Origin of the sequence: Cellulomonas aerilata, from assembly GCF_007991755.1 — a bacterium.
Classification (GTDB): Bacteria; Actinomycetota; Actinomycetes; order Actinomycetales; family Cellulomonadaceae; genus Pengzhenrongella; species Pengzhenrongella aerilata.
Genome location: NZ_BJYY01000012.1, coordinates 1 through 23256 on the forward strand (window position 1 = coordinate 1; position 23256 = coordinate 23256).

Sequence of the window (23256 nt, forward strand, 5' to 3'; positions counted from 1 at the left end):
GCACGGAGGCACGCCGCTGCGGGCGGCGGGGCGCACGGAGGCACGCCGCTGCGGGCGGCGGGGCGCACGGAGGCACGCCGCTGCGGGCGGCGTGCGCCACGCCGCCCCGGCGTGGGAGCCTCCCGACCGGGGCCGCCGCAAGGCGGGCCCGCCCACCGTGCCCCGTCCCGACCCCCCCGAACGCTGGAGGACCCGTGGCGACCCGTCCCCCGGCGGAGCTCGACGTGACGACCGACCTGGTGCGGCGCCTGCTGCGCGAGCAGCACCCGGACCTCGCGGACCTGCCGCTGAGGATCGTCTCCGGCGGGTGGGACAACGTGATCGTGCGCCTGGGCGACCACCTGGCCGTCCGGGTGCCGCGCCGGGAGACGGCCGCCCGGCTCGCCCTGCACGAGCAGCGATGGCTGCCCGAGATGGCCGACCGGCTCGGCGTCGCGATCCCGGTCCCCGTCCGTGCCGGACGTCCGGGCGCGGGGTACCCGTGGGCGTGGACCGTGGTGCCCTGGTTCGACGGTCTGCCGGCGGCGGGCGTCCCGCGGGGCGACCGCGGCCGGCTGGCGGTCCCGCTCGCGGACGTCGTGGCACGCCTGCACGTCGCGGCGCCGCCGGACGCACCCGACAACCCCTTCCGCGGCGGCACCCTGCGCGACCGGGACGCCGTCGTGCACGAGCGGGTCGCGTCCGGCGCCGTGCCCGCCCCCGACGACGTCCTGGCGGTGTGGGCCGACGCGGCCGCCGTCCCGGGGCGCTCGGGCCCTCCGGTGTGGCTGCACGGCGACCTGCACCCTGCCAACCTGCTGCTCACCGCGGACGGTGACCTGGCGGCCGTGCTGGACTTCGGCGACCTGACCGCCGGGGACCCGGCCACCGACCTGGCCACCGCGTGGCTGACCTTCGACGCGGCCGCACGCCGGGTGTTCCGCGACCGGGTCACCGACCTGACCGGCACCGACGGCGCCACCTGGGTGCGCGCGCGTGGGTGGGCGCTGGCGATGGCGACCGCCCTGCTGGCGCACTCGGACGACGACCCGGCGTTCGCGCTCCTCGGCCGGGAGACGATCGCGCAGGTGCTCGCGGACTGACGTGCCCTCCCCGGCGCCCCGGCCCGGGGCGCCGGGGTGACCACGGACGCACCGGAGCCCCGCTCGCCCGAGGGCGAACGGGGCTCCGTCCACGTCAGAGCCGGTGACCCTCGGCCCGTGCGGGGCCGAGGGTCATCGGTGTGGCGTCACTGGGTGACGGTGGTGACCAGCCGGCTGAGGTTGTCGGCCGGCGCCTGCTCCGTCGTGGTCGACACCGCGCCGCCGACGGCGGTGACGGTGCTGCCCTTCTTGCCGTCCACCTTGCCGGTGACCGTGACGGTCACCGAGGCGCCCGGCGCCAACGTGGGCACGACCACCCGCATGCCGGTCAGCTTGGTGCCGTTCACCGTCGCCGAGCCGGCGCCGGCGCCCGTGCCGGCGGTGATCTTGCTCAGGCCCGTGGTGGACAGCACCGCGGTGACGCCCTCGGCCGTCGACGGTCCGGCGTTGGTGACCGTGAGGGCGTAGCTCGCCGTCCCCCCGGCGCGCACCGTGGACGGACCCGTGACGACGGCGGTGAGGTCCACCACCGGCTTGGTCACGACGACCCGGAACGTCCCGGGCCGGGCCGCGTTCCCGGCGGCGTCGGTCGCCGAGCAGGTCACCGTGGTGGTGCCGACGGGGAACCGGGAGCCGGAGGCCGGCGAGCAGGTCGGCGTCAGGACGCCGTCCCGGGTGTCCCCGGCCTCGGGGAGGTCGTAGCGGACCACGGCACCCGTGCTGTCCGACGCGACGGCGGTGACGGTGTCGTGCCCGCCGATGCGGGGCGGCAGGACGTCGGCAGGACGCGTGGCCAGCCTGGCCGGGTCCACGATGCCCCAGTACGCCGGGGTCGCCTGCAGGTCGTCGTCGAACGGCAGCGGCGACTCCCACGGGCGGGCCGCCGGCCACGTCCGCAGCCAGCTGCGGGCGTTGTCCAGGCCCCAGAAGGTCACCGACTCCAGCGAGTCCGCGTGCGTGCGCAGCATGGCGAACATGTCGCGGTAGTAGTACCCGACCTCGGTCTCCGCGTCACCGGCCGGCATCGCCGCCGAGTGCTGCGGGACCGTGCCGGCGCTGACGTCCGCGCCGTTGTTCTCCTTGGAGCTGCTGACGTCGAGCTCGGTGATGACCTGGAGCAGCGTCGGGTCGAGCTGCTCCACGGCCGTCAGCGACTCGTCGAGCCACTGGACAGGCCGGGCGAAGTCGACGTGGGCCTGGTGCCCCACGCCGTCGATCGGGACACCGCGCGCCTGGAGCGCGGCGACCAGCTCGAGGTAGTCGGCCCGCTTGGTCGGCATCTCGGTGTTGTAGTCGTTGATGAACAGCTTCTGGGCCGGGAAGTAGGTGTCGGCGAGGCGGAACGCGTCGTCGACGAACGACTCACCGAGCACCTGGAACCAGCGGCTGCTGCGCATGTCGTGCGGGTTGTCGGTCTCGCCGTCGTCGATGACCTCGTTGACGACGTCCCACGCCCAGATCGGGCTGTCGCCGTTCGGGTACCGCGCGTCGATGTGGTCCGCGATGCCCTTGATGTGGCGCTCCATGCGGGCCCGGAGGATCGCCTGGTCCGCGGGGCTGCTGGTCAGGTCGCGGGCGCCGTCCTTGAAGAACCACGCCGGGGTCTGCGAGTGCCACACCAGCACGTGCCCGTACACCTGCACGTCGTTGGCGTCGGCGTAGTCCAGCAGCCGGTCGAGGTTGGTGAAGTTGAACGTCCCCTCGGTCGGCTGGACGACCTCGGGCTTGCCGTCGTTCTCCGGGGAGAACGTGTCGAAGTGCTTGAGGAACAGCTGCGACGGGCGCCCCACGGTCTCCCGCTGGTCGATCGCGGCACTGACGTGCTCGATGCCCTGGGCACCCAGCACGTCCTTGAGCGCGGGGATGTCCTGGATCGGCGTCAGCACGATCGGCGCGAGCGAGAAGTCGTCGATGAGGAAGCTCACGCCGGCGTCGCCCTCGACGTACACCTGAGCCCGGTCGACCCGCCCTCCGAGCGTGTAGGTGCCCTTCAGCTGCGTCCACCCGCCCGCGGTGACGACCCCGCCGACCACGCTGTCGTAGTTCTCCGCCGTGCCCGTGTTGCGCTGGACCGAGACCTTCAGCGAAGCCGAAGGTGCCCCGGCCGGGAGCTTGGCCCACACTGAGATCCCGACGGTCGTGCCGACCGGCAGCGCGCCGGTGACGTCCAGCGTGGCGCCCTCGAACGCCTGGGCGCGGTCAGTCACCGACAGGCTGCCGGTGCCCTGGTGCGCGTCCGTGCTCAGCGCGGTCGTCGCGCCGCCGCGGGGGCCCCAGCCGTCGGTGCCGTCCTCGAAGGTGGAGGTCACCGTGGTCGGCGCGGTCGCGGGGGCGATGCCGCCCTGCGGGAGCGCGAAGGTCCACCCGGCGGCCAGCCGCTCGGACACGACCGTCCGGACCGCCGCGATGCCGTTGGCACGGTTGGCCGGACCGTCGTGGACCAGGACGACCGCGCCCGGCGTGACCGCCTTGCGGAGGTTCGCGGTCAGCGTGGCCTCGCTCAGGTCGTTGCCGTCCCAGTCGGAGATGACGTTGCCGAGCCCGAGCGGCTGCATGCCCAGGGCTGCGGCGACCTCGCCGGTGACGCCCCAGCTGCCGTTCGGCGCACGCCAGTACGGGACCTTCTGCTGCGGGTCGCCCAGGGCGCTGCGGATGATGGCCAGGTTCGCCTTGAGGTCCGTCTCGACCTGCGCGTGCGTCCAGGACGCCATGTCGGCGTGGGTCGCGCTGTGGTTGCACAGGGTGTGACCCTCGGCGACGATCCGCTTGAGCAGCTCGGCGCCTCCCGGGGCGCGCACCTGCGAGCCGATCACGCAGAACGTGGCCTTGACGTCCTCGGCCTTGAGGACGTCCAGCAGCGCTGCGGTCTCGCCGCCGGTGTTGGGCCCGTCGTCGAAGGTGAGCGCCGCCACGTTCCCGTTGCCTCGCGCAGCCGACACCGGCGTCGTGGTCGGGTCCACCGCACCGCCGGGCACGAAGGCCGGGTCGGGCGTCGGCGTCCACGGCTCCGCGACGCTCGTGCCGGCGGGCGCGGTGATCCGGACGTCGTCCACGAGGTAGCTGTACGCAGCGGTGGTGCCGTCCGAGAGCGCGTCCGTGCCGATGTAGACCTGCAGCGCCGCAGGGTCGGTGCCGGCGGGCGCGGTGAAGGTGCCGGAGACGGTCGTCCACCCGGCGGCGGTCATCGTGGCGTTGCCGACCCAGTCGAAGGCGGGCTTCACCACGAAGCGGATGCCCGCGGAGCCCGGGGTCCCCTCGGCGAGCTTCGCCTGCATCGAGAGCGTGTACTGGGTCCCGGGCTTCAGCAGCCCGGCCGGCGACTGGATGCCGTCGTAGTCGTTCGCCCGGCCGGCCACCAGCAGTGCCGTGTCACCGTCGGCGTCCGGGAACGAGAGCGCCGGTCCACCGCTCTGGGTCCACGGCGAGAAGGACGCGTCCTCGAAGTCGTCGGAACTGACCGTCGTGGGGCCCGCCGCGGGCCCGGTGATGCGGATGTCGTCGACGAGGTAGCTGTACGCAGCGCCGAGGTCGCCGGTGCCGATGTAGGCACGCAGGCTCGCCGGGTCCGCGCCCGCCGGGGCGGTGAACGTGCCGGTCACCGTCGTCCAGGCGTCGGCCGTCATCGTGGTGTTGCCGACCCAGGTGAAGGCCGGCTGCACGACGAAGCGGATGCCCGCCGAGCCCTCGGTGCCGGGCGCGAGCTTCGCCTGCATGGAGAACGTGTACGCCGTGCCGGCCCGCAGCAGGTTGGCGGGCGACGTGATGCCGTCGTAGTCGTTCGCACGGTTGCTCACCAGCAGGGCCTTGTCCCCGTCAGCGTCGACGACCGACAGGGTCGGGCCGCCGCTCTGCGTCCACGGTGCCACGTCACCGTTCTCGAAGTCCGTGCTCAGGACGGTGACGTCGGCGGCCTGGGCGGTGGAGCCCACGCCTGTCACGAGCGAGGCGACGACGGCACACACGGCCATCAGCGCGGTCAAAGGTCGACTCATCAGTGAGTGCTCCTGGGTGTGAGGGGGGCCCGCGCTCAGGGCGCGGCGCGGCCCGCGACTTCGATACCGTTATCGAAACCGTTATCGCAGTCGAACACGGGAACGTTCCGTCCGTCAAGAACCTGATCTGACGTCGGGACGATCGCGTCCCCTGCCGACGCGTCACGCGCGCGTGTCGGGGCGGACCTGCCGTCGGACCCGATCGCACGCGCGACGGGTCGACCGGGGTCACCCGGACGAGTGCTGCCGAGGCCGTCCGGACGGGTGGCCCCGCGCCGTCCGGACCGGCCGTCGGTGGGGCGTCAGTCGCGCGCGGGCGGCCAGGCGCGCTGCGTGGTGGTCGCGTACGAGCGCGCGACCATCGCCTCGAGCACCCCGAGGTCGACCTTCGCCAGGTCCTTGAGGTACAGGCAGGACCTGCCCAGCGTGTGCGGTCCGAGGCGGGCCAGGTCGTCGGCGTGCTGCTCGAACCCCTCCATGAGGTAGACCGTGGTGGACGCCTTGCGGGGCGAGAACCCGACGGCGGCCATGTCGCCCTCGCGCCCGGTCGCGTACACGTAGTGGTACGACCCGAACCCGACGATGGACGGTCCCCACATGCGCGGCGGCTCGCCTGTCGCGCGCTGCATCAGCTCGAGCAGCGTCTGCGCGTCCCGGCGCCGGACGTCGTGCTCCACGCCGGCGACGAACCGGGCGACGTCGGCGCCGGTCGGCACGGTCGACGTGCCCGGCGTGGACCCGGAGGACTCGGTGGTGGCCATGGCGGCATCCTCCCGCGGCCAGCGCCCGAGGGGCCAGCCACGCGGGGTCCCGGGCAGACGGACGGGACGCCCACCCCCGCAGGGGTGGACGCCCCGTCGACGTCCGCGCGACCGCGCGAGCGGGTGTCAGGCCTGGCTGACCAGCGAGCGCAGCACGTACTGCAGGATGCCGCCGTTGCGGTAGTAGTCCGCCTCGCCGGGGGTGTCGATGCGCAGCACCGCGTCGAGCTCCACCGTCGAGCCGTCCGCCTTCGTCGCCGTGACGCGCAGCGTCCGCGGGGTGGTCCCCTCGTTCAGCTGCGTCACCCCGGCGATGTCGAACGTCTCGGTGCCGTCCAGCCCCAGGGAGTCCGCGGACTCCCCCGCCGGGAACTGCAGCGGCAGGACGCCCATGCCGATCAGGTTCGAGCGGTGGATGCGCTCGAAGCTCTCGGTGATGACCGCCCGGACGCCCAGCAGGCTGGTGCCCTTGGCCGCCCAGTCGCGCGACGAGCCCGAGCCGTACTCCTTGCCGCCGAGGATGACGAGCGGGATGCCGGACGAGGCGTAGGCCTGCGCCGCCTCGTAGATGGTGGTCTGCTCGCCGTTGAGGTGGTTGACGGTGAACCCGCCCTCCACCCCGGGGACCAGCTGGTTGCGCAGCCGGATGTTGGCGAAGGTGCCCCGGATCATGACCTCGTGGTTCCCGCGGCGCGAGCCGTAGGAGTTGAAGTCGCGGCGCTCGACGCCGTGCTCGGCGAGGTACGCGCCGGCCGGGCTGTCCGCCTTGATCGAGCCGGCCGGGCTGATGTGGTCGGTGGTGACCGAGTCACCCAGCTTGGCCAGGACGCGGGCGCCGGAGATGTCCGTGACCGGCTCCGGCGTGGCGCCCATGCCGTCGAAGTACGGGGGCTTGCGCACGTAGGTCGACTGCGCGTCCCACTCGAACGTCGCACCCTCCGGCGTCGGCAGGCCCTGCCAGCGCTCGTCGCCCGCGAAGACGTCGGCGTAGTCCTTGGTGAACATGGACCGCTGGACGGAGGAGTCGATCGTCTCCTGGACCTCCGCCGGGGACGGCCAGATGTCGCGCAGGAAGACCGGCTCGCCGGCCTCGGTGGTGCCCAGCGGCTCGTTCTCGAAGTCGAAGTCCATCGTCCCGGCGAGCGCGTAGGCGACCACCAGCGGCGGGGACGCCAGGTAGTTCATCTTCACGTCGGGGTTGATGCGGCCCTCGAAGTTCCGGTTGCCGGACAGCACGGACACGACCGACAGGTCGTGCTCGTTGACCGCCGCGGAGACCTCCTCGGGCAGCGGGCCCGAGTTCCCGATGCAGGTCGCGCAGCCGTAGCCGACCAGGTGGAAGCCGAGCTTCTCCAGGTACGGCCACAGGCCCGCCTGCTCGTAGTAGTCGGTGACGACCTTCGAGCCCGGCGCCATGGACGTCTTGACCCACGGCTTGGCGGTCAGGCCCTTGGCGACCGCCTTCTTCGCCAGCAGCGCGGCGGCCAGCATGACCGACGGGTTGGAGGTGTTCGTGCACGACGTGATCGAGGCGATCACCACGTGGCCGTGGTCGAGCTCGGTCTGCGTGCCGCTCTCCAGGGTCACCGGGACCCGCTTGTGCGGCCGCTGGGACGCGTCACCGCCGGTCACGTGGGCCGGGGCGTCCGTCGCGTCGTAGTGCTCGCCGGCGGCGATCGGGTCCGACGCCGGGAAGGTCTCCTCCACCGACTCGTCCAGGCCGGTGGTCGAGATGGCCGGCGGCTTCTCCAGCCCGCTCGCCACGACCGACTCGGACGGGTCCTGGTTCACGTAGTCGAGGATCGAGGTCGCGAACGACTCCTTGGCCTCGGTCAGCTCGATGCGGTCCTGCGGGCGCTTGGGTCCGGCGATGGACGGCACCACGGTCGACAGGTCCAGCTCGAGGTACTCCGAGAACGTGGGCTCGGTGTAGTCCGCGGCGGACGGGTCGTGCCACAGCCCCTGCTCGCGGGCGTAGGCCTCGACGAGCGCGATCTGGTCGTCGCTGCGCCCGGTCAGCCGCAGGTAGTCGATCGTGACGTCGTCGATCGGGAAGATCGCGCAGGTGGAGCCGAACTCGGGGCTCATGTTGCCGATGGTGGCGCGGTTGGCGAGCGGGACCTCGGCGACGCCGTCGCCGTAGAACTCCACGAACTTGCCCACGACGCCGTGCTGGCGCAGCTGCTGGGTGATCGTCAGGACGACGTCGGTCGCGGTCACGCCGGCCGGGATGGCGCCGGAGAGCTTGAAGCCGACCACGCGCGGGATGAGCATCGACACGGGCTGACCCAGCATCGCGGCCTCGGCCTCGATGCCGCCGACGCCCCAGCCGAGCACGCCCAGGCCGTTGACCATCGTGGTGTGGGAGTCGGTGCCCACGCAGGTGTCGGGGTAGGCGCGCACGACGCCGCCGACGTCGCGCGTCATGACGCCGCGGGCGAGGTACTCCAGGTTGACCTGGTGGACGATGCCGGTGCCGGGCGGGACGACCTTGAAGTCGTCGAACGCCGTCTGGCCCCAGCGCAGGAACTGGTACCGCTCGAAGTTGCGCTGGTACTCCAGCTCGACGTTGCGCTCGAACGCGTCGGGACGGCCGGCGACGTCGATCTGCACGGAGTGGTCGATGACCAGCTCGGCCGGGGCGAGCGGGTTGATGCGGTTCGGGTCGCCGCCGAGGTCGGCGACGGCCTCGCGCATGGTGGCCAGGTCCACGACGCAGGGCACGCCGGTGAAGTCCTGCATGACCACGCGGGCCGGGGTGAACTGGATCTCGGTGTCCGGCTCGGCGGACGGGTCCCAGGTCGCGAACGCGTTGACGTGCTCGGCGGTGATGTTCGCGCCGTCCTCCGTGCGCAGGAGGTTCTCGGCCAGGACCTTGAGGCTGTACGGCAGCCGCTCCAGGCCCGGCACGGCGGAGAGCCGGTAGATCTCGTAGGAGGTCTCGCCGACCTCCAGGGTCCCCTTCGACCCGAACGTGTCGACGTTGCTCACGAGTGCTCCTTCGCTGACGAGTGCACGGCGACCGAGAGGGTCGCCGGCCGTGGCGGGGGGCCGGGTCCGCGTCGTGGCGGGCGGCCGCTAGATATCTTGACGTCAAGATACATCGTACCGGTCCGGCGGGGTACGGACACGCCGGGCAGCGCGCGTCCCGGACCGACCGGACGGGCCGGCCGGTCCGGGACGCACCGATCACGCCGTCGTGCGCTGCACCGACGTGCTCGTGCCGGCGTGCTCAGCCCGGCGTCGTCGAGGCCTGCTCCGCCGCCAGCGCCTCGGCGGCCCGGCGCTCGTGCTCCACCGCGCGGTCGTGCGCACGGTGGTCGTACTCCGGCGTCCCGGCCTTGCGAGCCTCGGCCGCCGCGATGCGCCCGGCCTCGACGTACCGCTTGGCCGCCTCGCTCACGTGCGTCTCTGTCACGGGTCCACGCCCCTTCCGTCGAGCGCCCGTGGGGCCCGGGCGCCACGCGGTCGACGCTATTGCGCCCGGGCACGCGGGGCCAGCCGCGCGGGCGCGGGACCTCAGCCCCGCTGCAGCACCGCGACGCACTCGACGTGGTGGGTCATCGGGAACAGGTCGAACGCCCGCAGCCCGGTCAGGCCGTACCCCGCCTCGGCCAGGTAGGACACGTCACGGGCCAGGGCGGCGGGGTCGCACGCGACGTAGACAACCCGCTCCGGCCGCAGCTCGGCGATCGCGGCGACGACCTTGCGCCCGGCACCGACGCGCGGCGGGTCCAGCACCACCGCGTCGGCGTGCACGACGTCGGAGTCGGCGTCCACCGCGCCGGACAGCACCCGGGCGACCTCGCCGGCGTGCAGCTCGACGTTGCGCCGGTCGTGCACGTTGCGGCGGGCGTCGCGGACCGCGCGCTCGTCCCCCTCGACGCTGACCACCTCACCGGTCGGCCCGACGGCGTCCGCCAGCGGCAGGGTGAACAGCCCGGCCCCGGCGTACAGGTCCAGCACGGTGGCGCCGTCGACGTCCCCGAGGGCCTCGAGCACCGCACCGGCGAGCACCGCCGGCGCCTCGCGGTGCACCTGCCAGAAGCCGTCCGCGGCCACCCGGTAGGTGTACTCGCGGTCCCCCAGGCGCAGGTGCTCGCGCACGACCGTCCGGGCGTTGGGGCGCGTGTCGGCGCGGCCGCCCACGTTCGGGACGCCGTCGACGAGGACGAGGGGCGCGTCCCCCGCCGGCGCGACCGCCTCGATGCGGGCGCCCGGCTGCCACCGGCGGTCGAAGAGACCGAGGTCGGCGATCGCCTCGGCGGCCAGCGGCATCGCGGTCAGCGCGTGCACCTCGTGCGACCGGTGCCCGAGCATCCCGGCCCGCCCCGAGGCGTCCGCGACCAGGTCGATGCGCGAGCGCCAGCCCAGGCCGCCGCGCTCGTCGTCCCCGGGCGCGGCCTCCACCACGACGTCGCGCTCGTCCTTCGCCAGCCGGCGCAGCTGCTCGGCGACGACGGCGGCCTTCCACGCCCGCTGCGCCGGCAGCGCGACGTGCGCGAGCTCGCCGCCACCCACGCCCCCGGGACCCGCCTCGGGCCACGCCGAGGGCACCCGGTCCGGCGACGCCTGGAGCACCTCGACAGCGTCGGCGCGCCAGAACGAGGCGGCCGGACCGGTCTCGGACAGCCGCGCACGCACACGCTCGCCGGGCAGCGCGTGCCGGACGAACACCACGCGGCCCCGCCCCCCCGGCGAGGCCCCGTCCTCGAGCCGGGCGACGCAGTGGCCGCCGTGCGCGACCGGTCCGACCTCGAGCTCGACCACGCGGCCGTCGGCCTCGCCGGTCGCACGCGCGGGGCGCGCGGTCCGGGGCGGACGAGCCTGCCGGCGAGGGCCGGCCTGCCGGTCGGTGCGCCGGTCCTCGGGGCCGTCGGTGCGTCGGCGGTCGGGTCGGCGGGGGTGCTCAGTAGCCACCCGGCACCGTACCCCGCACGGAGTCCTCCAGGCCGGTCTGCCCCTCGGAGGAGGCCAGCTGCCAGGGCACCGACGCCACGACCACGCCCGGGGTGAACAGCAGGCGGCCCTTGAGCCGCAGGGCGCTCTGGTTGTGCAGCAGCTGCTCCCACCAGTGCCCGACGACGTACTCGGGGATGTAGACGACCACGAGGTCGCGCGGGCTCTCGCGCCGCACCGAGCGGACGTAGGTGAGGATCGGGCGGGTGATCTCCCGGAACGGCGAGTCCAGCACCCGCAGCGGGACCGGCAGGTCCATGGCGTCCCACTGGGCACGCAGCCGGGCGACGTCGTCGTGGTCCACCCCCACGGTGACCGCCTCGAGCAGCTGGGGACGCGAGGCCCGCGCGTAGGCGATCGCCCGCATGGTCGGCTTGTGCAGGTGCGAGATCAGGACGATCGCGTGCACCCGGCTGGGCAGGGCCCGCGCCGACGTCGGGTCGTCCCCGAGGGCGAGCTCCTCGCGCACGAGGTCGTAGTGCTTGCGGATGCCCTTCATCAGCGCGAACACCGCGCCCATGGCGAGGATGGCGATCCACGCGCCGAGTGCGAACTTGGTGACGAGGACGATGACCAGCACGACCCCGGTCATGGCGAACCCGACCGCGTTGATCGCCCGCGAGCGCAGCATCCGCTTGCGCCCCGCCGGGTCGGGCTCGGTGCGCAGCTCGCGCGTCCAGTGCCGGATCATCCCCAGCTGGCTGAGCGTGAACGAGACGAAGACCCCGACGATGTACAGCTGGATCAGGCGGGTGACCTCGGCGTCGAACGCCCAGATGAGCGCGATCGCCGCCAGCGCGAGGGTGATGATCCCGTTGGAGAACGCGAGCCGGTCGCCGCGGGTGTGCAGCTGGCGCGGCAGGAAGCCGTCCTTCGCCAGGATCGACCCGAGCACGGGGAAGCCGTTGAACGCGGTGTTGGCAGCCAGGATGAGGATGAGCCCGGTGACGACGGCGATCGCGACGAAGACGACGGGATACCCGGCGAACACGGTCTCGGCGAGCTGGCTGATCACCGGGTGCTGCACGTAGTCCTCGCCCACCGGGACGCCGTCGCGCAGCAGCTGGGACGCCGGGTCCTCGACGTAGTGCACGCCCGTCGCCCGGGCCAGCACGAGGATCGACAGGATGAAGGTGATCGAGATGACCCCGAGCAGCGCGAGCGTGGTCGCCGCGTTGCGGGACTTCGGCTTCTGGAACGCCGGCACGCCGTTGCTGATCGCCTCGACCCCCGTGAGCGCCGCCGACCCGGACGCGAACGCCCGCAGGATGAGGAACGCGCCGGCCAGCCCGGTCAGGCCCTGGTCGAAGCCGGACGTCGGCACGATCTCCAGCGCCGAGCTCTCCGCCCGGGGCAGGTCCCCGGCGAGGTACCGGATCAGGCCGACGACGGCGACCGACCCCACGCCGAGCATGTACAGGTAGACCGGGATCGCGAACGCGGCGCCCGACTCGCGCACCCCGCGCAGGTTCGCCAGGGTCAGCAGCGCGACGACGACGACCGCGAACAGCGTCTCGTGCCCGCGCAGCCCCGGGACCGCCGAGGCCGCGTACTGCGCGCCCGCCGACACCGAGACCGCGACCGTGAGCACGTAGTCGACGAGCAGGGCGCTGGCGACCGTGACGCCCGCCGTCCGGCCGAGGTTCACGGTGGCGACCTCGTAGTCCCCGCCGCCGGACGGGTAGGCGTGGACGTTCTGCCGGTACGACGCGATCACGGTGAGCATCACCGCGACGACGGCCAGGCCCACCCACGGGGAGATGACCGTCGCGGTGAGGCCGGCCAGCGCGAGGGTCAGCAGGATCTCGTCCGGCGCGTAGGCCACCGAGGACAGCGCGTCGGAGGCGAACACCGGCAGCGCGATCCGCTTGGGCAGCAGGGTGTGCCCCAGTCGGTCGCTGCGGACGGGCTTGCCGAGCAGGAGCCGCTTGGCGGCATCCGCGATGTCAGACACGAGGCACCATGCTAGGCAGTCCGCAGCGGTGCGGGAGCGGCGCAGCGGCGAGGAGGTAGCGTTCACGGCTGTGCACTTCGTCATCATGGGCTGCGGCCGGGTGGGCGCCACGCTCGCCGTGTCGCTCGAGGGGAGCGGCCACTCGGTCGCCGTGATCGACCAGAACCCCGACGCCTTCCGCCGGCTGGACGCGGACTTCTCCGGCAAGAAGGTGACCGGCCTGGGCTTCGACCGGGACACCCTCGGCCAGGCGGGCATCGAGGACGCCTACGCGTTCGCGGCGGTGTCCGACGGGGACAACTCGAACATCCTCGCCGCGCGCGTCGTGCGGGAGACCTTCGGGGTCGCCAACGTGGTCGCCCGCATCTACGACCCGCACCGCGCCGAGATCTACCAGCGCCTGGGGATCCCGACCGTCGCCACGGTGCGCTGGACCGCCGACCAGGTGCTGCGGCGCATGCTGCCCATGGGCGCGACCGACGAGTACCGCGACGCCTCCGGGCAGATCCGTCTCGTGCAGGCGGACGTGCACCCGGGCTGGGTCGGCCGCCCGCTGCGCGCGCTGGAGACCGCCAGCGGAGCCCGCGTGGCCTACCTGCAGCGCTACGGCGACGGCGTGCTGCCCTCACCGGACGGCGTGCTGCAGGAGAACGACGTCCTGCACGTGCTCGTCCGCGCCGCCGACACCGCGACGGTCGAGCGGATCCTCACCCGGGCCCCGGAGGTCTCCTGATGCGCGTCGTCATCGCCGGTGCCGGCTCCGTCGGCCGGTCGATCGCCCGCGAGCTGCTGGGGCACGGCCACGAGGTCACGATCATCGACCGTCAGCCGAGCGCCATGCGCGTGGCCCAGGTGGCCGACGCCGAGTGGCTGCTGGCCGACGCCTGCGAGCTGCCCACCCTCACCGAGGCGAAGGTGGACGAGTGCGACGTGGTGGTCGCGGCCACCGGGGACGACAAGGCGAACCTCGTCATCTCGCTGCTCTCCAAGACCGAGTACGGCGTGCCGCGCACGGTGGCCCGGGTCAACAACCCCAAGAACGAGTGGATGTTCGACGAGGCGTGGGGCGTCGACGTCGCCGTCTCCACCCCGCGGATCATGACCGCGATGGTCGAGGAGGCCGTCGCCGTCGGCGACCTCGTGCGGATCTTCACGTTCCACCAGTCCGGCGCGGACATCCTCGAGCTCACCCTGCCGGTGGGGTCCCCGCTCGCGGGGGCCCGGGTCGGTCAGGTCGAGTGGCCGCAGGACACCGTGCTGGCCTGCATCGTGCGGGGGGACCAGCCGATCGCCCCCAGCGCGGACGACACGCTCGAGGAGCGCGACGAGCTCATGTTCGTCACGGGGCGGCTGGCGGACGAGACGGAGCTGGAGAAGATCCTGGGGTCCGGACCAGCAACCAGGTGACCCACAGGGTCAGGGCCCACAGCGGCACACCCATCACCAGGCGGGCCGTGCCGAGCCAGCCGACGGAGGCACCGAGGTAGAGCGGCACCTGGACCAGCAGCCGCAGGGCGAACATCGCGACCCACACCCAGGTCGCCCAGGTGTAGCGGCGGCGCTGGACGCGGTCGCGTCGCCACGCGGTGCCCTCTCCGCGCAGCATGCCGACCACGAGCCCCACCAGCGGCCAGCCGACGACGACGGACACCAGGCACGCGACGCCGTAGGCGACGTTCGTCAGCAGCCCGTAGGCGAAGTAGTCCTGCGCGTCCCCGGACCGCCACGCCCAGAACACGCCGATGCCGACGCCGACCACACCGGCCAGGGCCTGCGTGACCGGCGTGCGCTGGACGAGCCGGGCGACGACGGCGGCCAGCGTGACGGCGACCGCCGCGATCAGCGCCGGGGTCAGCGCGGACGTGGCCACGTACACCGCGACGAACACCACCCCGGGCGCGACCGACTCGACCATGCCGCGCACGCCGCCGACCGCGTCGGCGACGGAGAAGTCGTCGCCGAGCAGCGACCCGACGCCGCGCGTCGTCGCGACCGGCACAGGGACCGGCGTCTGGACCGGCGAGGTGCCTGGCGTGGAACCCGGCGTGGTGCCCGGTGCGGGCGCCGCGTCCGGGGTGGTCCCCGGGAGGGTGCCCCGCGCGGGACGCCCGTCCGCCGCGGGCTCGCTCAGCGGACCCTCCACGCGCTCACTCACCCGGTCGGGGAAGCAGCTCGTAGCGCGGGTTGTACAGCGTGCGGCGGCCGTCGACGCCGCAGACCAGGCCCTCGAAGGAGCCACGCCGTCCCGGCTCGATCCCGCTGATCTCCCGGCGGCCCAGCCACACGACGTCCAGGGACCCCGTGCCGTCGTAGACCTCGGCCTCCAGGGCCGGGACCCCCTGGCGAGGGCGCAGCGTCACGGACCGGATGACGCCGTGCACGGTCGCGCGGCGCCGCTCCGGCAGGTCCGACACCGGGGTGCAGCCGTAGCGGATCGCCTCGGTCCGCTCCTCGTCAGCCTCGAGCTCCTCCTGCGAGGCGAACGCACGGTGCAGTGCGCCCTTCACGTCCAGCTTGCTCATGACCCATCGTCCCTATCGGATCTCGGTGATCTCGGGGCCCCGTGTGAGGGGGTCGAAGTCGGGTGCGGCCGGGGCGGCCGCGGGCGCCGGGGCGGGGGGCCTCATCTGGCCCGGCAGGCGCAGCGCGAGCAGGTCGCGGGGCGCCCGGGCCTCGGTGCCGCGGACCACGACGATGTCGGCGAACAGCGTCTCCAGGGTGGTCGCCTGCGCCGGGTCCACGGCCGCGGCGCCCGTCAGCACCCCACGCAGGAACCAGCGGGGACCGTCGTGGCCGATGAAGCGTGCCGGGCGGTGCCCGGTGCGTCCCTCGGGGGTGCGCACGGGCAGCCGGGCGAGCAGCTCGCGCCCGAACGGCCCGGGCACCTCGTCGACCGCGCCGCCCTGCTTGGTCACGGACTCCGCGATCTCGCCGCGGATCTCGTCCCAGATGCCGTCGGTGCGCGGGGCGGCGAACGCCTGCACCTGCAGCGCCGAGCCGGCCAGGCTGACGCCCACGCCGGTCACCTGGTTGCTCGACTTGTCGATCTCCATGCGCAGCTCCATGCCGGGCACGCCGGGCAGCCAGATGGCGCCCAGGTCGACCCGCCGCCCGAGCCCGTCGACCTCCGACACGTCCCAGGGCCCGCCCGGGGCGGGGCGGGGCGGCGTCGTCCCGGCGACGTCGGCCTCGTCGCCCGTCACGGCGTCGTCGGCGGTCGCCGCGTCGTCACCGGCCGGCTCGACCGGGGCGACGGCGTCGTCAGCGGGGGTGACCGCGGCGGCGCCCGTCACCTCGTCCGTGTCGCGGACGTTCCCGCCACGTCGGAACAGACCCACGGGTGCTCTCCTTCAGCTCGCACGGACCCGCGGACCGCCCGGGACGGGCACGCCTGCGCAGGTACCGCCATGTCGACACTAATCGCCCTCCGGTGGAGCGTCCTACCCGCCCACCGCATTCCACCCACCGCTGGACCCGAAGCCACCCTCACCGCGGTGCGAGCCGGGCAGCCGCTCGGCACGCAGGAACCGCGCACGCTCCACCCGCTGGACGACCAGCTGGGCGATGCGGTCCCCGCGTCGCAGGCTGATCGGCTCGTGCGCGTCGGTGTTGAGGAGCGTGACCTGGATCTCGCCGCGGTAGCCGGCGTCCACGGTGCCTGGTGCGTTGACGACGGTCAGCCCGTGCCGGCTCGCCAGCCCCGAGCGGGGGTGGACGAAGGCTGCGTAGCCGTCCGGCAAGGCGATCGCGACCCCGGTCGGGACCGTGGCGCGGCCCTGCGGCGGCAGCACCACGTCCACCCGGCTGACCAGGTCGGCGCCGGCGTCGCCCGGATGGGCGTACGAGGGCTCGGGGAGCTCGTCGTCGAGCATGACCAGGAGGACCTCGAGCGGGGCGTCGGGTGGCACGACGCAGCACTGTAGTCCGCACCGTCCGGACGGCGGCACGACGCGGCGGGGCACCCGCACGTCCGTCGGGGCTGCGGCACGTCCGTCGGGCACCGTCACGTCCGTCGGGCACCGGCACATCCGTCCGCGAGCACCTGGGATGCTGGGGTCATGGTCGACAGCACCCGCACCTCCGTGCCCGCCGCCTACGCCGAGCGCCTGTGGTTCGGGCCGACGGGCTGGCTGTGCGTGGTGGGTCTCGCCCTCGTCGCCGCGATCTCGCTGTACCCCGTGGGCCGGACGGCGGCCGTGGTGGCGGGGGTGCTCGCCCTCGCGGTCGGGCTCGCGGCGGCGTCCGCGGCCGCGACCCGCGTCCGGGTGGCCGGCGGCGAGCTCGTCGCGGGGGCGGCGCACATCCCGCTGGACCTCCTCGGCGACCCGGTCGCTCTGGACGCCGCCGCGACGCGCGCCGAGCTGGGCCCGCGGCTGGACGCCCGCGCCCACCTGTGCCTGCGGGCCTGGGCCCGCACCGCGGTCCGGGTTCCCGTCCTGGACCCGGCCGACCCGACCCCGTACTGGGTGGTGTCGACCCGCCACCCCGACCGGCTGGCCGCCGCACTGGTGGCGGGACGACGACGGCCGGCCGCGCAGGACGGGTAGTCCCGCGCGACCGGCCGTCACGCTGCGGTGGCGTCGTGGTGCCCGGCGCTCGTGGTGCCCGGCGCTGTTGCGTCCTGCCCGGTGCTCAGCCCCGCGGGGCGAGCAGGGTCAGGCGGCGCACTCGGTGCAGACCGGCTGACCGTTCTTCTCGAAGGCCAGCTGGCTGCGGTGGTGGACCAGGAAGCAGCTCGAGCACGTGAACTCGTCTGCCTGACGGGGAAGGACGCGGACGGACAGCTCCTCGCCCGAGAGGTCGGCTCCCGGGAGCTCGAACCCTTCGGCGGCTTCGGTCTCGTCCTCGTCCACGACCCCCGAGCTCTTGTCAGAGCGGCGCGCCTTGAGCTCCTCCAGGGAGTCCTCGCTGAGGTCCTCCTCGGTCTTGCGCGGGGCGTCGTAGTCGGTTGCCATCTGTGCGGTCACACTCCGTGTCGGTTCGTTCGTGCGTGATGAGGTACGGACTCAATGCATGGGCGCACCGGTTTGTTCCCCCCTGGGCGCTGCGGATTGTGCCGCATTTTCCGCGCGGCCGCACGGACTGCTGCGCAGGGCGTCGATCGTGGAGGCCGACCCCTCGCGCGCAGGTCGCCGCGGTCGCCGGAGGTCCTCAGGCGCCGGACGCCGCGCCGTGCTCCTCGAGGAACGCGACGAGCTGCTCGACGCTCCCGGTGGGGCCGGCGACGGTCATCGCCTCACCGGCGGGGGCCCCGTGCAGTCCGGTGACCACGGCGCCCGCCTCGGCGGCGACGAGGGCGCCCGCAGCGACGTCCCAGGGCTTGAGCCCGCGCTCGTAGTACAGGTCCAGGGTGCCGGTCGCGACCGAGCACAGGTCCAGCGCCGCGGACCCGATGCGACGGATGTCCCGGATGAGCGGCAGCAGCTCGGCGACGAGCCGGCCCTGCTCGGCCCGCCGCGGGTTGGTGTAGGCGAACCCGGTCCCGACGAGGGACTGCGCCAGCGGCCGGGCCGCCGCCACGTGCAGCGGGCGGCCGTCCACGAACGCACCCTGTCCCCGTCCGGCCGTCCAGGTGCGCCCCTCGGGCACCGAGTGCACCGCTCCGGCGACGGCCGTCCACTCCTCCGGCACCCGCCCCCCGGCCACCACCGCGACCGAGACCGCGTACGCCGGGATGCCGTAGAGGTAGTTCACCGTGCCGTCGATCGGGTCCAGCACCCACGTCAGGCCGGACGTGCCGCCGGAGTGGCCCTCCTCCTCGCCGAGGATCGCGTCGTCGGGACGGTGCCGGGCGATCAGGGAGCGCAGCAGCGCCTCGGCCGCGAGGTCGCGCTCGGTGACGACGTCGACGGGGCTCGACTTGGTCGCGGCGACGTCGACCCGGTCCGGCCGGCCCTCGCGCACGAGCTGCCCCGCGGCGCGGGCCAGGAATGCGGCGAGGTCGACCAGGGCGGCCGTGGCCGCCGCGTCGGGCAGGCCCGCGGTCGTGTCGGGCGAGAGGTCGGGCGTCGGGGAGGTCACGGCTCCATCCTGCCCGAGCCGCGCCCCCGGCCCCAGGTGACGCCGTTCCACGGCCCGGGCGCCTGGATGCGGAACCGCAGCGCCACGATGCGCAGGCCGAAGACGAGTGCGACGGCCACGACCCCGGACGCCAGCGACAGGGTCTGCGTGGACCAGAGCACCGAGGTGAGGCCGGCGCCCGCGAGCGCCGGCACCGCGTAGAGCTCGCGCTGGTGCAGCACCGCGGGCACCTCACCGGTGAGCAGGTCGCGCAGCACGCCGCCGCCGACGCCGGTCAGCAGCCCGACGCACACCGCCGCCACCGGCCCGGCACCGAGCTCGGCCCCCTTGATGGTCCCGGCGACGGTGAACAGCGCCAGGGCGCCGGCGTCGAGCACGGCGATCATCCGGCGGGCGCGCTCCAGGCGCGGGTGGAACAGGTACATCACGACCCCACCCAGGCAGGCCGCGGCGAGCAGCCGCCAGTCCGCGACGCCGACCGGCGGCGTCGCGCCGATCAGCACGTCACGCAGCACGCCGCCGCCCAGCCCCGTCGCCCACGCCAGCACGAGCACGCCGAAGACGTCGAACTGCTTGCGCACGGCGGCCAGGCCCCCGGAGAGCGCCCCGATGAACACGGCCAGGAGCTCGAAGGACGGCTCGATGGGGAAGGCGGGGGTCACCGGGCGATCCTCCCAGCCGCACCGCCGTGCCCGGGTGCCCGCCCGCGCCGCCCGTGCCCCGCCGAGGGCGGCGCACCGGACGAGATGTCACGGATCGGGCCCGGAGGGTGGCACCCTCGTCGTGAGGTACCGGGAGGACGCATGGGAGAGCTAGAGCTGGCAGGTCTGCACGAGGACGGGGAGCACCTGGTCCTGGTGGGCCCGGACGGGCAGAGGTTCCGTCTGCGCATCGACGAGCCGTTGCGCGCCGCCGTACGCCGCGACCGGCCCAAGCTGGAGCAGCTGCGGGCGGAGCGGTACGGCACGCTCGCGCCACGGGAGATCCAGGCCCGCATCCGGTCGGGGCAGTCGGCCCAGACCGTGGCGGAGAGCGCCGACATCCCCGTCGAGCACGTCCGGCGCTACGAGGGTCCGGTGCTCGCCGAGCGCGAGCACATCGCCGGCCAGGCCCGCGGCACGCGGGTGGGCCGCGACGCCGGTGCGCCCGTCCTGGGCGACCTGGTCACCGACCGGCTCGCCGCGCGGGGCGTCCCGCTCGGCTCGATCCAGTGGGACGCGTTCCGCGACGGGCAGTCGCCGTGGACCGTGGTCGTGCGGTTCCTCGTCAACGACGAGCAGCGCGAGGCGCTGTGGACGTTCAACCTGCAGACCCGCGCCGTGACGGCGCTCGAGGACGAGGCGCGCTGGCTCTCGGAGACCGAGCTCGCCGACGAGCCGATCCCCCGCCGGCACCTGGCCGCCGTCCGCGACGTCGTCTTCGACGTGCAGGCCGACGGGGCCGTGCGCCCGCTGACCCCGCTGGACGACGGGTACGTGCTGGAGGCCGAGCCCGAGCCGGACCCCGCCGAGGCGACCGCCGCGCTGCTGGACGACCTGAGCACCAAGCGGGGGATCCGTCAGCAGCTCGAGGAGGACGACGGCGAGACGTTCGAGGGCTTCGGGCCGCAGCACACGTTCGACTTCGGCTCGACCGACCTCTCCCCTGCTGACGTCGGCGCGGCCGCCGACCTCACGGCCGTGGACGAGCCGCCGGCGGCGCACCCGGCGCACTCCGACCCGGCGTCCGCGACCGACACCCGGGTGCTCGCCCGACCCGGACCCCGGCGGCTGCGCGCCGAGACGCCGGTCGCGCTGGAGCCGGACGAGCCCGTGCCGGACGACGACACGCCGCCGCCGCTGGCCGAGCGCCCGCGCATCCGTCGCGGCCGGGCGAGCGTCCCGAGCTGGGACGAGATCGTCTTCGGGGCGAAGCCGGAGTAGCGGCTCGGTCGCCGGGCGGCGCCTCCGCCGCCGGGCGGCAGCTCAGTCGCCGAGCGGCAGGGTGTCCGGGGACGGCGACGCCGCCCGGGCCGCGGTCGCCGTCATCCGGCGCATGTGGTGGCGGCGGCACAGCACCTCGTAGGCCACGTCGTCGTCGTGCGGGACGGTGTCCCCCAGCACGACCTGCGCCCCCTCGACCACCATGATCCCGTCCACGGTGCGGGCGTTGTGCGTCGCCCGGGCGCCGCACCAGCACAGCGCCTGCACCTGCAGGACCTCGACCCGGTCGGCGAGCTCGACCAGCCGCTGGGAGCCCGGGAAGAGCCGGGTGCGGAAGTCGGCGGTGATGCCGAACGCGAAGACGTCGACACCCATCTCGTCGACCAGGCGCGCGAGCTGCTCGACCTGTGCCGGGGTGTAGAACTGCGCCTCGTCGCAGATGAGGTAGTCGACGCGGTCGCCGTGCATGCGACGGTCGACCACCTCGGCCCAGAAGTCCGTCGTGTCCAGCACCTCGTGCGCCCGGGTCTGCAGCCCGAGCCGTGAGGACAGCACGTCGCTGCCGGCGCGGTCGTCCCGGGTGAAGATGACCCCGCTGCGGCCGCGTGCCGCGTGGTTGTGGTCCATCTGCAGCGCCAGGGTCGACTTGCCGCAGTCCATGGTCCCGGAGAAGAACACCAGCTCGGCCATGGGAGCGGCCCTACCGGCCCTGCTGGGTCAGCAGCGGCACGACCATCTCCCGCGACGTGAAGGACCCGTGCACCCCGAGGAGCTCCAGCGAGGCGGCGCTCTGCGTGCGGGAGTCGACGATCGTGCTCCGCCCGGTCGCCGCGACGACGACGTCCCCGATCACCGGCCGCACGTGGTCGGCCACCGGACCGAACCACCCGGCCGCGACGGCCTCGTCCCTCGTGGCGACGACGGCGGCCGGGCCGAGGGTGTCGCGCCAGCGCGCGGCGACCGCGTCCACCGCCTCGGGCGCCGCCGACCGCGTGTGCACGTGCACGGCGCGGGGCTCTCCCGCCACGAGCTCGACCTCCTGCGCGAGCGCCGGGGTGGTGGCGACGTCCCAGCGGCTGGACCGGTCGACGTCGACCATGCCGTGGTCGGCGGTGACGGCCAGCAGGGTGCGCGGCGGCAGGCTGCGGGCCAGCCGCGCGAGCTCGTGGTCGAGCTCGGTCACCGCCTCGCCCCACTGCCACGAGCCCCACCCGTGGTGGTGGCCGATCTTGTCGACGTCGCCCCAGTAGAGGTACACCAGGCCGGGTGCCATGAGGGAGTACACGGTCGCGTCCACGCGGTCCGCCAGGCTCTCGGCGCCCATGTAGGACCCGCCGCGCAGCACGGCCTCGGTCAGGCCGGAGCCGGCGAAGCGCGCCGGACCGACCGAGGTCACCTCGACGCCGGCGGCCTGGATGGACTCGAGCAGCGTGGGCTCGCGCTGCCAGTCCCGGGCGGGGCCCGCGTCGGTCCACGAGACGAGGTTGGCCAGCGCGCCGGTCGCCGGGTTCCGGGCGGAGTAGCCGACCATGCCGGTGCGGCCGGGTCCGGCGCCCGTGCCGAGCAGGCCCAGGGACGCCGCGGTCGTCGAGGGGTACCCGGTGACCAGGCGGCGCCCCCCGGGCAGCAGCGACCGCAGGAACGGCGCGTGCCCCGAGCGCTCCGCCAGGTTCTCCAGCCCGAGCCCGTCCACCAGCACCAGGCACACGCGGTCCGCCGTCGGCAGGCCGAGCGTGGCCCGGGCACCGGCCGACCGTGCCTCGTCGCCGCCGGCCGCGGGCACGCCCAGGACGTCGGCCAGGGCCGGCAGGACCGAACCCAGCGTCTCGCCCTCGTACCGTGGCGCGACGAACCCGGCCTCGGCGAACCCCGGCAGGACGCTGCTCCCGGTGAGCGCGCCGCTCATCGGGTGCGTGCGCTGGCGGCCGAGAGCCGGCGGGCGAAGTCCGCCGCCGCACGCACCGCACCGGGCCCCTCGGCGCTCGAGCTGATCCGCACGACGATGTCGTCGGGGGTCATCGTGCCGGTCAGGCCGTGGTCCGCGTCGCAGGTGGGGTCGGGGCAGGTGGCCGGCTCCAGGTCGATGCGCGAGACGGCACCCCACCCGACCGCCAGGGTCAGCTCCGCCGCGACGGTGCCGGCGGTGTGCCGCTCGGGGTTGTCGATCACGTGGGTCAGCGCGACGGACCGCAGCTCGGACAGCGGCACGGACTCGGTCGTGGCGGACGCGCTCGTCGCCGGGTGGTCGCTGTCGGCCGGGTGGTCGTCCACGTGGGCGACCACGAGGCGGGTGGGCGTCAGGACCAGGACCGTCACGTGACGACGGACCTCGCTCGCGTCGAACGTCGTCTCCGGGTGCACGAGATGAGCGACGACCGCCTCGTCCGCGAGCGCGACGTCCAGGACGTCGGCGACGAGCTCCGGGTAGTACCCGGCGCGGTGGAGGTCGGCTTGCAGGTCGGTGGTTGCTCCGGTCACCCGAGCATCCTTCCACCACCGGCGCGGGCGCGAGCACCCGGACGCCGGGCCGGTGTGCGGCGGGCGGGTGAGGTGCCCTGGGGGCGG

At 74.3% G+C, this 23256-nt stretch carries 21 protein-coding genes; 5 read left to right on the forward strand and 16 right to left on the reverse strand.

What is annotated here, in order from left to right; translation table 11 throughout:
• Positions 1-194 precede the first annotated feature (194 nt).
• A complete protein-coding gene (locus CAE01nite_RS06990; RefSeq protein WP_146902024.1) occupies positions 195-1082 on the forward strand; it encodes an aminoglycoside phosphotransferase family protein in 888 nt (295 codons plus the stop codon).
• Positions 1083-1228: 146 nt separating this feature from the next.
• Here CAE01nite_RS06990 and CAE01nite_RS06995 read toward each other — a convergent pair whose 3' ends face one another.
• From CAE01nite_RS06995 to CAE01nite_RS07020, 6 genes are all read right to left on the reverse strand, one after another.
• Complete coding sequence (locus CAE01nite_RS06995) at positions 1229-5074, reverse strand: endo-1,4-beta-xylanase (RefSeq protein WP_146902027.1); 3846 nt, start codon at positions 5072-5074, stop codon at positions 1229-1231.
• A gap of 302 nt (positions 5075-5376) precedes the next feature.
• The gene (locus CAE01nite_RS07000; RefSeq protein WP_146902030.1) at positions 5377-5835 is read right to left on the reverse strand and encodes a DUF1801 domain-containing protein; all 459 of its coding nucleotides are present in this window, start codon (positions 5833-5835) and stop codon (positions 5377-5379) included.
• Positions 5836-5961: 126 nt separating this feature from the next.
• Entirely contained in the window at positions 5962-8826 is a 2865-nt protein-coding gene (locus CAE01nite_RS07005; RefSeq protein ID WP_146902033.1) for an aconitate hydratase, read from the reverse strand.
• 241 nt (positions 8827-9067) lie between these two features.
• On the reverse strand, positions 9068-9253 hold the full coding sequence (locus tag CAE01nite_RS07010; protein ID WP_246131055.1) for a translation initiation factor 2: 186 nt from the start codon (positions 9251-9253) through the stop codon (positions 9068-9070).
• Positions 9254-9354: 101 nt separating this feature from the next.
• Positions 9355-10605, reverse strand: coding sequence for a class I SAM-dependent RNA methyltransferase (locus tag CAE01nite_RS07015; RefSeq protein WP_246131056.1), 1251 nt, complete (start codon positions 10603-10605; stop codon positions 9355-9357).
• A 139-nt stretch (positions 10606-10744) separates the two neighbouring features.
• Complete coding sequence (locus CAE01nite_RS07020) at positions 10745-12748, reverse strand: APC family permease (protein ID WP_146902039.1); 2004 nt, start codon at positions 12746-12748, stop codon at positions 10745-10747.
• 85 nt (positions 12749-12833) lie between these two features.
• On the opposite strand from CAE01nite_RS07020, the gene CAE01nite_RS07025 reads away from it, so the two are divergent.
• Together CAE01nite_RS07025 and CAE01nite_RS07030 are read left to right on the forward strand one after the other, a co-directional pair.
• Positions 12834-13481, forward strand: a complete 648-nt coding sequence (locus CAE01nite_RS07025; protein WP_146902618.1) for a potassium channel family protein — start codon at positions 12834-12836, stop codon at positions 13479-13481.
• Positions 13481-14155 (forward strand): potassium channel family protein, encoded by a 675-nt coding sequence (locus CAE01nite_RS07030; protein WP_146902042.1) that lies wholly within the window; start codon positions 13481-13483, stop codon positions 14153-14155. Before CAE01nite_RS07025 ends, CAE01nite_RS07030 begins: the two co-directional genes overlap by 1 nt.
• Here the strand turns inward: CAE01nite_RS07030 and CAE01nite_RS07035 are convergent.
• The 4 genes from CAE01nite_RS07035 to dut all read right to left on the reverse strand — a co-directional run bounded on the left by CAE01nite_RS07035 (position 14088) and on the right by dut (position 16656).
• Complete coding sequence (locus tag CAE01nite_RS07035; RefSeq protein ID WP_246131057.1) at positions 14088-14747, reverse strand: DUF3159 domain-containing protein; 660 nt, start codon at positions 14745-14747, stop codon at positions 14088-14090. The genes CAE01nite_RS07030 and CAE01nite_RS07035 overlap by 68 nt on opposite strands.
• 148 nt (positions 14748-14895) lie before the next feature.
• Positions 14896-15270: an OB-fold nucleic acid binding domain-containing protein gene (locus tag CAE01nite_RS07040; protein WP_146902045.1), complete on the reverse strand. Its 375-nt coding sequence runs from the start codon at positions 15268-15270 to the stop codon at positions 14896-14898.
• A 12-nt stretch (positions 15271-15282) separates the two neighbouring features.
• Entirely contained in the window at positions 15283-16086 is an 804-nt protein-coding gene (locus CAE01nite_RS07045) for a DUF3710 domain-containing protein (protein WP_371862890.1), read from the reverse strand.
• A 102-nt stretch (positions 16087-16188) separates the two neighbouring features.
• Positions 16189-16656 carry a dUTP diphosphatase gene (gene dut, locus CAE01nite_RS07050; protein ID WP_281285568.1) on the reverse strand — a complete coding sequence of 156 codons (468 nt, stop codon included), beginning with the start codon at positions 16654-16656 and terminating at the stop codon, positions 16189-16191.
• A gap of 150 nt (positions 16657-16806) precedes the next feature.
• On the opposite strand from dut, the gene CAE01nite_RS07055 reads away from it, so the two are divergent.
• Positions 16807-17295: a DUF3093 domain-containing protein gene (locus CAE01nite_RS07055; RefSeq protein ID WP_146902051.1), complete on the forward strand. Its 489-nt coding sequence runs from the start codon at positions 16807-16809 to the stop codon at positions 17293-17295.
• Between the two features lie 108 nt (positions 17296-17403).
• On the opposite strand, the gene CAE01nite_RS07060 is transcribed toward CAE01nite_RS07055, so the two are convergent.
• The 3 genes from CAE01nite_RS07060 to CAE01nite_RS07070 all read right to left on the reverse strand — a co-directional run bounded on the left by CAE01nite_RS07060 (position 17404) and on the right by CAE01nite_RS07070 (position 19431).
• Complete coding sequence (locus tag CAE01nite_RS07060; protein ID WP_146902053.1) at positions 17404-17703, reverse strand: DUF4193 domain-containing protein; 300 nt, start codon at positions 17701-17703, stop codon at positions 17404-17406.
• 196 nt (positions 17704-17899) lie between these two features.
• Entirely contained in the window at positions 17900-18769 is an 870-nt protein-coding gene (locus CAE01nite_RS07065) for an inositol monophosphatase family protein (RefSeq protein WP_246131058.1), read from the reverse strand.
• Positions 18766-19431: a trimeric intracellular cation channel family protein gene (locus CAE01nite_RS07070; protein ID WP_146902056.1), complete on the reverse strand. Its 666-nt coding sequence runs from the start codon at positions 19429-19431 to the stop codon at positions 18766-18768. Before CAE01nite_RS07070 ends, CAE01nite_RS07065 begins: the two co-directional genes overlap by 4 nt.
• Before the next feature lie 141 nt (positions 19432-19572).
• On the opposite strand from CAE01nite_RS07070, the gene sepH reads away from it, so the two are divergent.
• Entirely contained in the window at positions 19573-20691 is a 1119-nt protein-coding gene (gene sepH / locus CAE01nite_RS07075; protein WP_146902059.1) for a septation protein SepH, read from the forward strand.
• A gap of 42 nt (positions 20692-20733) precedes the next feature.
• On the opposite strand, the gene CAE01nite_RS07080 is transcribed toward sepH, so the two are convergent.
• From CAE01nite_RS07080 to CAE01nite_RS07090, 3 genes are read right to left on the reverse strand one after another with little or no spacing between them, the layout of a single operon-like run.
• Positions 20734-21381: a thymidine kinase gene (locus CAE01nite_RS07080; protein WP_146902061.1), complete on the reverse strand. Its 648-nt coding sequence runs from the start codon at positions 21379-21381 to the stop codon at positions 20734-20736.
• Positions 21382-21391: 10 nt separating this feature from the next.
• Positions 21392-22597 (reverse strand): alkaline phosphatase family protein, encoded by a 1206-nt coding sequence (locus CAE01nite_RS07085; protein WP_146902064.1) that lies wholly within the window; start codon positions 22595-22597, stop codon positions 21392-21394.
• Positions 22594-23169, reverse strand: a complete 576-nt coding sequence (locus CAE01nite_RS07090; protein WP_146902067.1) for a DUF5998 family protein — start codon at positions 23167-23169, stop codon at positions 22594-22596. The genes CAE01nite_RS07085 and CAE01nite_RS07090 overlap by 4 nt, the downstream gene beginning before the upstream one ends.
• Between the last annotated feature and the right edge of the window lie 87 nt (positions 23170-23256).